This window comes from Bradyrhizobium sp. SZCCHNR1098 (assembly GCF_032489375.1).
Taxonomy (GTDB): domain Bacteria; phylum Pseudomonadota; class Alphaproteobacteria; order Rhizobiales; family Xanthobacteraceae; genus Bradyrhizobium.
Genome location: NZ_JAUEXY010000014.1, coordinates 152,997 through 167,101, shown reverse-complemented (window position 1 = coordinate 167,101; position 14,105 = coordinate 152,997). Strand labels below are relative to the sequence as shown.

Annotated in this window: 11 protein-coding genes and 1 pseudogene; 7 read left to right on the top strand and 5 right to left on the bottom strand. The window is 66.6% G+C overall.

Annotated features, from left to right (window positions below; all coding sequences use genetic code 11):
* Nucleotides 1-24 precede the first annotated feature (24 nt).
* Nucleotides 25-1,251 (top strand): MFS transporter, encoded by a 1,227-nt coding sequence (locus QX135_RS26585; RefSeq protein ID WP_316180852.1) that lies wholly within the window; start codon nucleotides 25-27, stop codon nucleotides 1,249-1,251.
* Here QX135_RS26585 and QX135_RS26580 read toward each other — a convergent pair.
* From QX135_RS26580 to parC, 5 genes are all read right to left on the bottom strand, one after another.
* A complete protein-coding gene (locus QX135_RS26580) occupies nucleotides 1,248-1,682 on the bottom strand; it encodes a universal stress protein (RefSeq protein ID WP_315740234.1) in 435 nt (144 codons plus the stop codon). The genes QX135_RS26585 and QX135_RS26580 overlap by 4 nt on opposite strands.
* A 62-nt stretch (nucleotides 1,683-1,744) precedes the next feature.
* Nucleotides 1,745-3,019 carry an adenylate/guanylate cyclase domain-containing protein gene (locus QX135_RS26575; protein WP_316180854.1) on the bottom strand — a complete coding sequence of 425 codons (1,275 nt, stop codon included), beginning with the start codon at nucleotides 3,017-3,019 and terminating at the stop codon, nucleotides 1,745-1,747.
* A gap of 37 nt (nucleotides 3,020-3,056) precedes the next feature.
* Nucleotides 3,057-3,461 (bottom strand): arsenate reductase (glutaredoxin), encoded by a 405-nt coding sequence (gene arsC, locus QX135_RS26570; RefSeq protein WP_315775174.1) that lies wholly within the window; start codon nucleotides 3,459-3,461, stop codon nucleotides 3,057-3,059.
* 206 nt (nucleotides 3,462-3,667) lie between these two features.
* Entirely contained in the window at nucleotides 3,668-4,630 is a 963-nt protein-coding gene (locus QX135_RS26565) for a cation diffusion facilitator family transporter (protein ID WP_316180856.1), read from the bottom strand.
* An 83-nt stretch (nucleotides 4,631-4,713) separates the two neighbouring features.
* The gene (parC, locus tag QX135_RS26560; RefSeq protein WP_315740238.1) at nucleotides 4,714-6,966 is read right to left on the bottom strand and encodes a DNA topoisomerase IV subunit A; all 2,253 of its coding nucleotides are present in this window, start codon (nucleotides 6,964-6,966) and stop codon (nucleotides 4,714-4,716) included.
* Nucleotides 6,967-7,362: 396 nt separating this feature from the next.
* On the opposite strand from parC, the pseudogene QX135_RS26555 reads away from it, so the two are divergent.
* The 6 genes and pseudogenes from QX135_RS26555 (at nucleotide 7,363) to QX135_RS26530 (ending at nucleotide 14,103) form a co-directional block, all read left to right on the top strand.
* A pseudogene (locus tag QX135_RS26555) lies at nucleotides 7,363-8,193 on the top strand (alpha/beta fold hydrolase).
* Between the two features lie 903 nt (nucleotides 8,194-9,096).
* Nucleotides 9,097-9,345 (top strand): hypothetical protein, encoded by a 249-nt coding sequence (locus QX135_RS26550; protein ID WP_316180860.1) that lies wholly within the window; start codon nucleotides 9,097-9,099, stop codon nucleotides 9,343-9,345.
* Nucleotides 9,346-9,568: 223 nt separating this feature from the next.
* Complete coding sequence (locus QX135_RS26545) at nucleotides 9,569-10,780, top strand: ABC transporter substrate-binding protein (RefSeq protein WP_315775178.1); 1,212 nt, start codon at nucleotides 9,569-9,571, stop codon at nucleotides 10,778-10,780.
* A 10-nt stretch (nucleotides 10,781-10,790) separates the two neighbouring features.
* Nucleotides 10,791-12,524 carry an FAD-dependent oxidoreductase gene (locus QX135_RS26540; RefSeq protein WP_316234374.1) on the top strand — a complete coding sequence of 578 codons (1,734 nt, stop codon included), beginning with the start codon at nucleotides 10,791-10,793 and terminating at the stop codon, nucleotides 12,522-12,524.
* Nucleotides 12,521-13,282 (top strand): glucose 1-dehydrogenase, encoded by a 762-nt coding sequence (locus QX135_RS26535; RefSeq protein ID WP_315812799.1) that lies wholly within the window; start codon nucleotides 12,521-12,523, stop codon nucleotides 13,280-13,282. Before QX135_RS26540 ends, QX135_RS26535 begins: the two co-directional genes overlap by 4 nt.
* A 32-nt stretch (nucleotides 13,283-13,314) precedes the next feature.
* On the top strand, nucleotides 13,315-14,103 hold the full coding sequence (locus QX135_RS26530; RefSeq protein WP_316180864.1) for an IclR family transcriptional regulator: 789 nt from the start codon (nucleotides 13,315-13,317) through the stop codon (nucleotides 14,101-14,103).
* Nucleotides 14,104-14,105: the final 2 nt, after the last annotated feature.

Genomic DNA, 14,105 nt, shown 5'->3' with positions numbered 1-14,105 from the left:
TATCATCACATCAGGTTCCTCTTCATGCCTCCTTCTCCCGCCCTGCCCGCCGGCTTCCACCGCCTCGCCTGGTCTAATCTCACCGCCCAATCGGCCGAGCAGATCGCGCTCGCCGCAGCACCGATCGTCGCGGTGCTCGCGCTCGGCGTTGGCGAGGGCGCGACCGGCCTGCTGCAGACGGCGCTGACCGCGCCCTTCGTGCTGTTCGCGATCCCCGCGGGGCTGCTCGCCGACCGGATGCCGCGGCGGCTGCTGATGGCCCTGGCAGAGACGCTTCGCGCGCTCGCTCTGCTCGCGATCCTCATCGCCTTCGCATCCGGCGCGCTCACGCTGCCGCTGCTGGCGGCGCTCGGATTCGCGGCGGTGTGCGGCACGGTCGTGTTCAGCGTCGCAGCGCCTGCCCTGGTGCCGAGCCTCGTCGCCCCGGCCCAGTTGGCCCCTGCGAATGCGCGCATCGAGCTTGCCCGCACCATCGCCTTTGCCACCGGGCCCGCGCTGGGCGGCATGCTGGTCGGCTGGATCGGCGGCGCTCCGGCCTTCGGCTGCGCCGCGGCGCTCTCGCTGATCGCAGCCATGTGCCTGGCCGGCATCGCCGAGCCCGCCCGTGCGCCGGTGCCGCGCCGCCATCCGCTCGCCGACATCCGCGAAGGCGCCGCCTTCGTGCTGCATCATCCGCTGCTGCGGCCGGTGTTCGTCACCCAGTTCATCTTCAACACCGCGCATTTCCTGCTGCTCGCGGTGTTCGTGCCCTATGCGGTGCACCGGCTCGGCCTGTCGGCGGGAGGCGTCGGCACGGTGCTGTCGATGTTCGGCGTCGGCATGGTGTGCGGTGCGCTGCTGGCGACGCGCATCATGCGGCGGCTGCCGTTCGGCACCGTCATCGGGCTCGGCCCCGTCACCGGCTTCGCCGCGGCGCTCATCATGGCACTGACCACGTTCGTCCCCTCGCCCTACCTTGCCGCCCTCAGCTTCTTCCTGCTCGGCGCCGGGCCGATCCTCTGGGTGATCTCGACCACGACGCTGCGGCAGTCGGTGACGCCGGCGGGCCTGCTCGGGCGGGTCTCGGCCATCAACATCCTGAGCTACGGCGCCCGTCCGCTGGGCTCGCTGCTCGGCGCGGTCGTCGGGGGCCGTTACGGCGCCGACATGTGTCTCTACCTCGTCGCCGCCATCTTCGGCCTGCAGGCGCTCGTTATCCTCGCCTCGCCGGTCGTCGCGATCGCGCGCCAGCCGGAGCCGCAGCCCGCCTAGCGATAGACCAGGATCGGCACGGTGGAATGCGTCAGCACCTTCAAGGTCTCGCTGCCCAGGATCGCCGAGACGCCGCGCAGCCCATGCGAGGCCATCAGCACCAGATCGCAATGCTGCTTGCGGGCGGTCTCGACGATCGCCTCATAGGGCTTGTCGTGCTCGACGCAGAGCGTGGCGCAGGCGACGCCGGCCTGCTCCGCGTCGTCCTTCACATGATCGAGGTATTTCGCGGTCTGATCGGCCACCAGCGACTTGTATTGCGCAAGCGCCTTGGTCGCAGCGTGGGGATCGACGACCAGCGAATGCAGCGGCGTCGACACCACCAGCGCCGTGACCCTGGCTCCGGTCGCCTTGGCGAGCGCGATACCGTGCTTGATTGCGGCCTTGGAAAGGTCGGACCCATCGGTCGGCAGCAGAATATGTTTGTACATGAGCTTTCACCTCCCGGCAGAGGATGCTGGGCAGACTCGCTTCTGCGGGGCATTGACGTGGGTCAAGGGTGCGACATCTCGTCCGCCAGGTAGTTCTCGTAGGCCCGCGTGGCCGATGCGCTGCCGGCAAGTTCCGGATCGAGCGTGAAGAGATCCTGCGCGCGGCCGATGCCGCGCAACGCGTAGCGACCGGTCGACACCAGATAGCGGCGACCTTCGTCGTCGAGCCCCTCGCAGAACTCGGAGGATGCCAACAGTTCGCGATCGACCGAGCGGCACATCGAGGCGATGCGGCTGACCTCGTTGACGGCCGGTCCCACGACGGTGAAGTCGAGCCGGTCCTCGCTGCCGATATTGCCGTAGAACACCTCGCCGACATGCAGGCCGACATAGGCCGAGGTGACGGGCCGTCCCTCGCCGGTGCGCCGCGCGTTCAGCTTCATGATGTTCAGCCGAAAGCGATGCTCGGCGCGCAGCGCAGCGTGACGGGCCGAGGCCATGTCGCCGCCGGTGAAGATCGCCAGCACGCCGTCGCCGATCAGCTTCAGCACGTCGCCGCCCGACTCGTAGATCGCGTCGATCGATGCTTCCGCATAGTCGTTGAGCAGCGGGATGATCTCGTCCGGCGAGATGCTCTCGCTGATCGCAGTCGAACTGCGCAGGTCGGAGAACCACAGCACCGCATTGATGCGCTCGGTGACACCGCGGGAGATCCGGCCGCGCAGCACCTGCTCCGACGCATCGCGGCCGAGATAGACGCGGCCAAGGGTTCGCACGATATCGACCTGCTGCGCGGATTTGATCGTCAGCGCGAGCAGCGGGACCAGGTCGCGCAATGCGCCGACCTGCGTGTCGGTGAAGCCGCCGTCACGTCGCGTCAGCCAGTTGGAATAGAAGCAGTCCATCTGGCCGAGCGTGCCGGCTTCCCCGAACCGGTGCACGAAGGCGAGATAGTGCCGATGCCCCTGTGCGGAAAGCTCCTCGATGACCGGAAAATCGAGATGCGCACAATTCGTGAAGTCGATGCTGAACTCGTCATGGCCGTTCTCCAGCATGTGGTGGAAGACCGAGCGCCGCCAATTCTGTGCCGCCTCTCCCTCATTGCTAGAGCCATATTCAAAGCTGTCGGCTTCGTTCGTGTCGAAATCGTTCCAGCGGAAGCCACGCCCCTCGAAAATCGGATGCAGCGTATCGATGATCGCAAGGCTGCGCGACAATTCAAGCCCGGCCACGCGGCAGCGCTCGCAGAAGCCGCGCAGGATCTCATTTTCGGGCATGCCGGTCAGGCTCTGAGCCACGAGCCAGTTCGCCACTTCGAGACGGGTCGCCGTGTCCATGGTTTCAGCTCATCAACGCGTCACGATCCGGAAAGCTTCAGGCCGGCCGGCTCACCACCTCGCCGTCCTCCTTGGTGAAGGAGGAGACGGGATGATCGAGCAGGTCGAGCACAAGTTCGGACGGGCGGCAGAGCCGCGCGCCCTTGCTGGTCACCACGATCGGCCGGTTGATCAGGATCGGATGCGCGAGCATCGCCTCGATCAGCTGGTCGTCGGTCCATTTGGAATCGCCCAGCCCAAGCTCGGCATAGGGCGTGCCCTTTTCGCGCAGCACGTCGCGCACCTTGACGCCCATCGCGTTGATCAGCGCAATCAGCTGCTCGCGGCTCGGCGGGCTTTTCAGATATTCGATCACCTCAGGCTCCTCACCCGAGGCGCGGATCATCGCGAGCGTGTTGCGCGACGTGCCGCAGGCCGGATTGTGAAAGATCGTCACGGGCATGGGCTGTCCAGTCGTTGCGTTCCAAAGGCACATTCCCGTGCCATGCGTCTCACCCCACGCATCGTGTCCCTGATGGTGCGGCCGCGATGCGGGAAATGGTCACTGTTATCACGGCGCCGCCGCCGGCCGGAATGGAAACTCCGCCGGTCGAGGGAAATCGCCGGCGCGCTGTGCAGACTGGCTGGCGGGAGCTGACCCATCGCGGCTCACACCACGTCGGCAGGAGCGAGCTTGCAGGCGCAGCCATCGGCCTCGATCTGCAGGGTCGGATGCTGGATGTTGAAGCGATGTGACAGCTCGGCGCAGACGCGATGCAGGAATGCATCATCCGTTCCGCCTGCCCGTACCAGATGCGCCGTCAGCGCGGTCTCGTTGGTGCTCATCGCCCAGATATGGAGGTCGTGCACCTCGCTGACGCCGTCGAGGGAAGCGAGATAATCGCGCACCTCCGGCAGCGCGATGTCGCGCGGCACGGCGTCGAGCGCCAGATTGACGCTGTCGCGGGCGAGATCCCAGCCGCTCAGGAGCACGACGAGCGCGATGACCAGGCTGACCACCGGATCGATCCACAGCCACCCCGTCCAGATCGTGACCAGCGCCGCCACGACCACGCCGAACGACACGGCGGCATCGGCGGCCATGTGCAGGTAGGCGCCGCGAATGTTGAGGTCGGTGTCGCGGCCGCGCATGAACAGCATCGCGGTGGCGCCGTTGATGGCGATGCCGAGCGCGGCGACCCACAGCACGGTGGTGCCGGCCACCTCGCCCGGATTGCGCAGGCGATCGAGCGCCTCGACGGCGATGCCGCCGACCACCACCAGCAGCAGCCCCGCATTGATCAGCGCCGCCAGGATCGAGGCGCGGCGATAGCCGTAGGTATGGCGGTCGGTCGGCCGCCGGCCCGCCAGCCACAGGGCGCCCCAGGCCAGGAGCAGCGACATCACGTCGGACAGATTGTGGACGGCGTCCGAGATCAGTGCCAGCGAATGCGCGGCATAGCCGAACACAAGCTCGGCGACGACGAAGGCCGTGTTGAGCGACACGCCGATCGCAAAGGCCGCACCAAAGCTCACCGGCGCATGGCTGTGGCCGGCATGGCCGTGGGCATGTGAGGGGCCATGATCATGGGAATGGTCATGGCCGTGATGATGAGAATGCGAGTGCGCCATCCAACGTGCCCCCGGGCGATCGCGCGCCTCGCGATCGCCCGCTGCCTGATATAGACGGCCGCTCGACGGATACTATTACGTCGCTACTCGATCGGCCGGTTGAACTTGTTCGACTTCGGCAGCCCCTGCGCGATGCGTCCGGCATCGGCGCGGTTGCCGCGGTAGTCGGCCAGCTCCTTCCAGCTCAGCCCCTGGTCGCGGCCGGCGGAATCCTTCCAGGCCAGTCCCTGCTTCTGCTCGAAGGTGGTGACGTCGGAGAGCTGCGCGCTGGTGTATTTCTGGAGCCGGACGCCGCGGCCGCGCGCCATCTCCGGCACCTGGTCGAGCCCAAACACCACCATCTTGTGGTTGGTGCCGATGACCGCGACCTGATCGCCCGCGACCGTCGTGATCGCGCGCGCTTCCGCCGGCGCGGTCACGTTGAGCACCTGCTTGCCCTTGCGGGTGTTGCTGACGCAATCCTCCTCCTTGACCACGAAGCCCTGGCCGTCCGAGGCGGCAATGAGGAACTTGCGCTCCCCCTTGTTGACGAACATCGACACGATCGAGGCGTCCTGATCGAGGTCGATGAACATGCGGATCGGCTCGCCGTGGCCGCGGCCGCCGGGCAGCTTGCCGACATCGAGCGAGTAGAACTTGCCGTTGCTGGCGAACAGCAGCACCTTGGAGGTGTTCTCGGCGAAGAACGCCTGGCCGAGCTGGTCGTCAGTCTTGAACTGCAGGTTCGACAGGTCGGCGACGTGGCCCTTCAAGGTGCGCACCCAGCCCTTGTCGGAGACGACGACGGTGACCGGCTCGCGCTCGATGAAGGCCTCTTCAATAGCGGCGAGATCGTGCTCGGGCGCGTCGGCGAAATTGGTGCGGCGCTTGCCGAGCGGCGTCTTCGGCCCGAACATGTCGCGGACCGTCTTGACCTGCTCGCCGACCTTGGCCCATTGCAGCTCCTCGGATCCGAGCAGCGCATTGATGCCCTTCAGCTCGCCGCGCAGATTCTTGTCCTCGGTGCGGATCTCCATTTCCTCGAGCTTGCGCAAGCTACGCAGGCGCATGTTGAGGATGGCCTCGGCCTGCACCTCGGTGAGCTTGAACGTCTTCATCAGCACCGGCTTGGGCTCGTCCTCGGTGCGGATGATCCTGATCACCTCGTCGATGTTCAGATAGGCGATCAGATAGCCGCCGAGAATCTCCAGCCGGTTCTCGATCTGCTTCTTGCGGTAGTTCGAGCGCCGCAGCAGCACGTCGCGCAGATGGTCGAGCCATTCGCGCAGGCACTCGGCCAAGCCTACCACCTTGGGGATGCGGCCTTTGATCAGCACGTTGAGGTTCAGCGGAATCTTGCTCTCGAGATCGGTGAGCCGGAACAGCGATTCCATCATCAGCGCCGGATCGACGTTCTTCGACTTCGGCTCGATCACGAGCCGCACGTCCTCGGCCGACTCGTCACGGACGTCGCCGACCAGCGGCAGCTTCTTCTCGTTGAGAAGCTCTGCGATCTTCTCGACCAGCCGTGACTTCTGCACGAGATAGGGAATCTCGGTAATGACGACGATCCAGGTGCCGCGGTTGCCCTCCTCCTGCTTCCACTTGGCGCGGACACGGAACGAGCCGCGGCCGGTGGTGTAGGCCTCGATGATCGACTCCTTGGAATCGATCACGGTGCCGCCGGTCGGGAAGTCCGGCCCCTTCACCCAGCGCAGCAGCGCGCGCGACTTGGCGTCAGGCTTCTCGATCAGATGCAGCGCGGCGTCGCAGAGCTCCGCGGCATTGTGCGGCGGAATCGAGGTCGCCATGCCCACCGCGATGCCCTGGGCGCCGTTGGCCAGCAGGTTCGGGAAGCCGCCGGGCAGTACGACCGGCTCCTTCGACTGGCCGTCATAGTTCGGCCGGAACTCGACGCCGTCCTCGTCGATGCCTTCCAGCAGCAGCCGCGCGACATCGGTCATGCGCGCTTCGGTGTAGCGGTAGGCTGCCGGATTATCGCCGTCGATGTTGCCGAAATTGCCCTGGCCGTCGACCAGCGGATAGCGCGAGGAAAAATCCTGCGCGAGGCGCACCATCGCGTCGTAGATCGCCTGGTCGCCATGCGGATGGAACGAGCCCATCACGTCGCCGACGATCTTGGCGGATTTCTTGAACGCCGTGCCCGGGTCGAGCCGCAGCAGCCGCATGCCGTAGAGGATGCGCCGGTGCACGGGCTTGAGGCCGTCGCGCGCGTCCGGCAGTGCGCGGTGCATGATGGTCGAGAGCGCGTAGGCGAGATAGCGCTCCTCCAGCGCGTCGCGCAGCGTCACCTCGTGGATCTCCGCCGGCTCCGGCGGAATCAGTGATTTTCCCATTCGCGTTGAGCTTTCAGTGGGTTAGCCCATGAACCTGAGCTGGCATGAACGATTTGGGAACAGGCTTTATGCGATGATGCGCCGGGGCGCAATGACGGCCCTGCCCGGTTCCGAGAGGAAAAGCCCGGGATCGGGCCGCGGAACCGCAACCCGGCCCAGAAATCATGCAGTTCACGCGACGCCGACGCATGTCGCAACGCTCACGGATTGAGCAGCCGACCCGCGTCCCGTTGAGGTGCAACGATGTTGCACACGAGTCTGTGTAGCTGAGATCGTCACCCGCTGTCGCTAAGGTGACGGCGCTCATCCTCGCCGGCGCAACGGCCCTACGAGGAGAGCCTTCGCGCCGCGCCTTGAACGCGGCAGATCCCATCCAGTGAGAAAGGCAGATGCTCCATGAGCTCAGGATTCGTGACGACATCGGACGGCACGCAGATCTTCTACAAAGATTGGGGCTCGGGCCAGCCCATCGTCTTCCACCACGGCTGGCCGCTGTCGTCCGACGATTGGGACGCGCAGATGCTGTTCTTCCTCGACAAGGGTTTTCGCGTCATCGCGCACGACCGGCGTGGTCACGGCCGCTCCAGCCAGACGGAGACCGGCAATGAAATGGACACCTACGCCGCCGATGTCGCTGCGCTTGCCGCGAAGCTCGACCTGCGAGACGCGATCCATGTCGGCCACTCCACCGGCGGCGGCGAGGTCGCGCGCTACGTCGCCAAGCACGGCAAGGGCCGCGTCGCCAAGGCCGCGTTGCTCGGAGCGGTACCACCGATCATGCTGAAGACGGCGAGCAATCCCGGCGGACTGCCGATCGAGGTGTTCGACGGCTTCCGCACGGCGCTCGCCGCCAACCGCGCGCAATTCTTCCTCGATATTCCGACCGGCCCGTTCTACGGCTTCAACCGCGACGGCGCCAAGGTTTCCGAAGGCGTGATCCGCAACTGGTGGCGCTAGGGCATGATGGGCGGCACCAAGGCCCATTACGATTGCATCAAGGCGTTCTCGGAGACCGACTTCACCGAGGACCTGAAGGCGATCGACGTGCCGGTGCTGCTGATGCACGGCGAGGACGACCAGATCGTCCCGATCGATGACTCCGCGCGCATCGGCATCAAGCTCTTGAAGCATGGGACGTTGAAGACCTATCCGGGATTTCCGCATGGCATGGCAACGACGCATGCTGATGTGATCAATGCGGACCTGCTGGCGTTCATCAGGGGCTAGGTTTACCGCGATCTCGTCGCGCATTTCACACACCACGTCCCCCCCCGCGTAGGCGGGGGGATCCCGTACACCTTAACATCCGGCTCCTCCCGGACTGCCGGTGATTGCTGGGTCGCCCGCCTGCGCCGGCGATGATTGCGTTCTACAATTGCCGTCATCGCGAGCGCAGCGACGCGATCCAGAGCCGGCACTGCGATTCTGGATTGCTTCGTCGCCTTCGGCTCCTCGCAATGACGACGGCATGCATGTCTGCCGTCTCGCGACGCCATCGGCGCCCGAGCTATCAGGATCGATCACCCTCATCTAACAGAGGGCGCAGGGAAGACCGGACCTCGACTGAGGCCCGTGGCCCGCCTGCGAAAAAAAATGCAGGCGGCAGGTACCACAGGTCAGCCGGACGACCCGGCCTTCCCTGCGCGATGGGCTTCCGACTTATACGCAGTCTCCCCGGTGTCCGGGCTTGTTAGCCACCGTCATCCGCGCGATGCGCCGAGGCATCATTCGCGAACTTGACGCCAGCATCGGGGCGCCAGGACGCTGCGATTTCGTCGTCCTGCCGGACTCGTTCGTCCACGCGCAACGAGCGCGCTGCGATCCGACAGGCCACCGCTCCCCGCCTCGCGTGTCGTGACGATCGCGCGCAACGCCCCTCCGATGTGAGGCGGGATGCGCGGAAACATCGTCCTGATTTGCCCGACGACACAAGCCGTGCGGACTGCGGCAGATTGGCTCGACGGGCAATTGGCGCATGGGAGATCGCGAAATTCTGCATATCAGAAACGGGACCGCACGCAGCTCAGCGCGACTGCGGGAACCGATGGTGCCCAAAGCGCGTTCTCTCCGCAGAGACGTAATGCGTACGCGATATCAACCGAAGCACGACCTGCTGGCGGGCATCTTTGCATGAAGAATTTTTCCGATGCGTCCTTTACGCCTGATGTCATCGCGCTGATGACCGATGCCCTCAACGCGTCGGTCGCCGCGCTGCCTGAGCCGGTGAGTTCGACGAACGTGAACCAGCTTGCGGAAGCCGTGCTGCGGGCCGCCAAGGCCGGCGAGCGCGACGTCACCGCGATGCAGCGGCTCGCGCTGCTCGAACTGCAGATCATGCCGCGCATGCAGAGCGGATCACAGGCTTTCCCACAGTCGTAAAGCATTCCCAACGCGCTCACTTCGGGACCTCTTGGTTCGAGATGCGCCGCACGCGGCGCTCCTCACCATGAGGACGTCGGATCGCGCCTGACGCGCCGCCGGCCTCCCTCTTCCATCCCCCGGCCCTGCGCCACGTCCCACCCGTTCGCAATTGACAAATCTCTTCGTCAATGTCTAATTCACATCACCGCCGACAGAGCGGAGCAAAACGGGGAGGATCTTCATGCGACGGCAGCTGCTCGCCTGCGCGTTCCTGGCAACGACATCATTCATCGCGACAGGCGCTTCAGCCCAGGTTTCTGACGACGTGGTGCGGATCGGCGTACTCACCGATCTCTCGAGCTGGGGACGCGACAACAGCGGGCCGGGCTCGGTCGAGGCGGCCAAGATGGCGGTCGAGGAGTTCGGCCCCAATGTGCTCGGCAAGCCGATCGAGATCATCAGCGCCGATCACCAGATGAAGACCGACGTCGGAACGACGGTCGTGCGCGACTGGTTCGACAACGGCAAGGTCGACGCCGTCGTCGACATCCCCAACTCCGGCATCGCGATTGCCGTGCACAACATGGTGCGCGAGCGCAACAAGATCGCGCTGCTGTCCGGTCCCGGCGCGAGCTCGCTGACCGACGAGCTGTGCAGCCCGAACACCGTGCATTTCACCTACGATACGTATGCGCTGTCCAAGGTGACGACCTCGGCCGTGATCGGCCAGGGCGGCAAGTCCTGGTACTTCATCACCGCGGACTACGCCTTCGGCCAGCAGTTGGAGAAGGACGCCACGCGCTTCATCAAGGAGCTCGGCGGCACCATCCTCGGCGGCGTCAAGCATCCGACCAACACCGCCGACTTCTCCTCCTTCGCGCTGCAGGCGCAGAGCTCCAAGGCCGACGTCGTCGCCTTCGCCAATGCCGGCCAGGACACCGACAACGCGATCAAGCAGTCCGGCGAGTTTGGCCTGGTGAAGGGCGGCCAGAAGCTGGTGGGCCTCCTGATGTTCGACACCGACGTGCATGCGATCGGGCTCGAGGCCGCGCAGGGCACCTACATGACCACGGCGTCCTATTGGGCGATGGACGAGGCCACCCGCGCCTGGTCGAAGAAGTTCTACGCCCGCGCCAAGGTGATGCCGACCATGATCCAGACCGGCGTCTACGGCTCGGTGCTGCACTATCTCAAGGCGATCAAGGCGGCCGGCACCGATGATCCCAAGGCTGTCATGGCGAAGATGCGCGAGCTGCCGATCGAGGACGCCTTCGTTCACGGCGGCAAGTTGCGCGAGGATGGCCGGGTCATCCGCGACATGTACCTCGCCCGCGTCAAGAAGCCGTCGGAGTCCAAGGAGCCGTGGGACTATCTGGAGATCGTCAAGACCGTGAAGGGCGAGGATGCGTTCCGGCCGGTCTCCGAGTCCAAGTGCCCGTTGCTGAAGAAGTAGGAGCGCGCGCATGAGCGGAGCCGATACCAAGGACGGCGACAGCTATGATTGCGACGTGCTGGTGGTCGGATCCGGCGCGGCCGGGCTGTCAGCGGCGGTTACCGCCGCCCATGCCGGGCTGAAGGTCCTCGTCACCGAAAAGGAGCCGCGGTTCGGCGGCACCACCGCGCGCTCCGGCGGCTGGCTGTGGATCCCCGGGACCTCGCTGGCGAAGGCGTGGGGCATCGACGAGCCGCCCGAGCTGGCGCGCAGCTATCTGCGTCATGAAGCCGGCAACAGTTTCGATGCGGCGCGGGTCGATGCGTTCCTGAGCAAGGGCCCGGAGGCGATCGACTTCTTCATCAGCAAGACGGCACTCAAGTTCGACATGCCGCTGACCTTCCCTGACTATCACGCCGAGGCGCCGGGCGGCACGCAGGGCGGCCGCTCGATGGTGACGCGGCCGTTCGACGGCCGCGAGCTTGGGCGTCACATCGAGGATCTCGGCCAGCCGCTGCCCGAGCTCACCGTGTTCGGCATGATGCTCGGCTCCGGCAAGGAGATCATCCATTTCATGCGCGCGACCAAGTCGCTGGCGTCAGCGTTCTACGTCGCCAAGCGGCTGTCGAAACATGCGCTGGACGTGCTGCGCCATGGCCGCGGCATGACGCTCACCAACGGGAATGCGCTGGCGGGGCGGCTGGCGAAATCCGCGTTCGATCTCGGCATTCCCCTGTGGCTGTCGTCGCCTGTGGCGGAGCTGATCCGCGACGGCGATGCCGTGCGCGGCGCCGTGGTGACGCGGCAGGGCCGGCGCATCCGAGTGAATGCGCGGCTCGGCGTGGTGCTTGCCTGCGGCGGTTTCCCGCATGATGTCGAGAGGCGCAAGGCGATGTTTCCGCATGCGCCGACCGGCCAGGAGCATGTGTCGCCCGGCCCGGTCGGCAACACCGGCGACGGCTTGCGGCTGGCGGAAGCGGTCGGCGGCCGGGTCGAGGACGGCCTGCCGCATGCGGCGGCCTGGGTGCCGGTCTCCGTCACCACGCGCAAGGACGGCAGCAAGGGCGTGATGCCGCACTTCATCGACCGTGCCAAGCCCGGCGTGATCGCAGTGACCGCGGACGGCGTGCGCTTCGCCAATGAAGGCAATTCCTACCACGACTTCGTGCAGGCGATGGTCAAGGCGGCCAAGCCCGGCCGCGAGATCGCTGCCTGGCTGATCACCGATCACCGCTCATTGCGCCGCTACGGCCTCGGCTGCGTACCACCGTTCCCGATGCCGCTCGGGCATCATCTCAGCACCGGCTATCTCAAGCGCGGCGCGACGCTCGCCGAGCTCGCGCGCGTAGCCGGCATCGACGCGATGGCGCTGGAAGCAACCGTCGCCGCCTTCAACGCCGATGCGGCGCTGGGCCAGGATCCGACCTTCGGCAAGGGCTCGCGCGCCTACAATCGCTACCAGGGCGATGCGCTGCACGGGCCGAACCCGTGCGTGGCGCCGATCAAGGACGGGCCGTTCTACGCGATCAAGATGGTGATCGGCGATCTCGGCACCTATGCCGGCATCCGCACCGACGAGCATGCCCGCGCGCTCGATGCGCAGGGCCAGCCGATCGAGGGGCTGTATGCCGCCGGCAACGACATGGCGAGCATCATGGGCGGCAACTATCCCGGCGCCGGCATCACGCTGGGCCCGGCGCTGACCTTCGGCTACATTGCCGGCCGGCATCTCGCCGAACGCGCGAGGCAAAGGAGTGCCGCATGAGCGACAGTCAGATGTTGGCCGGCAAGCTCGCGCTGGTGACGGGCGCGGCGCACGGCAATGGCCGCGCGATTGCGCTGGGGCTCGCCGGCCGCGGCGCCGATGTTGTCATCACCGACATCGACTTGGACGGCGCCGAACGCTGCGCCGCCGAGATCCGCGATCACGGCCGCAAGGCGTGGGCACATCGGCTCGACGTCACCGACGCCGCGGGCTGCACCGCATTGGCGGCGCAGTTGCGCACCGAGGTCGGCGCCATCTCCATCCTCGTCAACAACGCCGGCATCATCATTCGCGAGGGCATCGACTCAGCCCGCGCGCCACAGAACTGGCAGCGCGTGCTCGACGTCAATCTCAACGGCGTGTTCAACGTCACCTACGCGTTTCTCGCCGCCTTGCGCGCGACGCGCGGCACGATCGTCAACATCGCCTCCGTCGCCTCCTTCATCGGCATCAGCAACACGCTCGGCTACTCGCCCTCCAAGGGCGGCGTGAAGTCGCTGACCCAGGCGCTGGCGCGCGAGCTCGCCGCCGACGGCATCCGCGTCAACGCGATCGCGCCCGGCGTGATCGCCACCGCGATGACGGAGTCGACCCGCAACGATCCCGAGCGGCTCGCCGGCTTCATGAGCCGCACGCCGCTCGGCCGCGTCGGCCAGCCCGAGGAGCTCGCGGGCCCCGTGGCGTTCCTGGTCTCGGACATGGCGTCCTACGTCAACGGCGTGACCTTGCCGGTCGACGGCGGCTTCCTGGCGGTGTAGGCACGGCGCCGGACCAGGGGGCACAACGAGACATGGGACGAGAAAGCCGCGGCATTCAGTCGATCGAGGTCGGCGGCACGTTGCTGCAGGCACTGGCGCGCAGCGGCGAGCCGATGATGCTGCGCGACCTCGCGCGCGAGGCCGGGCTGCCGCCGGCCAAGGCGCATCCCTATCTCGTCAGCTTCTCGCGCATCGGTTTGATCGAACAGGACGAAACCACCGGACGCTACGAGATCGGCCCGCTCGCGCTCGAGCTCGGCCTGATCAGCCTGCGGCGGTTGTCGGCGGTCCGGATCGCGACGCCGAAGATCGCAGCGCTCGCCAGCGCCATCGATCACGCGGTGTCGCTCGCCGTGTGGGGCACCAACGGCCCGACCGTGGTGCGGCTGGAGGAGCCGAGCCATCCGGTGCACATCGTGATGCGCGTCGGCTCGATCATGGCGCTGCTGGAGACGGCAACCGGCCGGGCCTTCGCGGCGTTCCTGCCGCCGAAGACCGTGAAAGCGGCGCTGGACGCCGGCCTCGACCATCTCGGCGTCGGCTACAATCCGAAGCGCGCGCCCAGGAGTCCGAAGGTCGCGGAGATGCTGGCCGAGGTGCGCGCGCAGGGGCTGGCGCGCGCCGTCGGCGATCCGCTGCCCGGCGTCAATGCCTTCGCCGCGCCGGTGTTCGATCACGCCGGCCACGTCGCGCTGGTCATCACCGCGATGGGCCCGGCCGGCACCTTCGACGCCGGCTGGCAGTCACCGCTGGCGACGCGGCTGCGTGCCTGCGCGGCCGAGATCTCCAAGCAGCTCGGCCACGGCATCGCGCAGCCGTGACG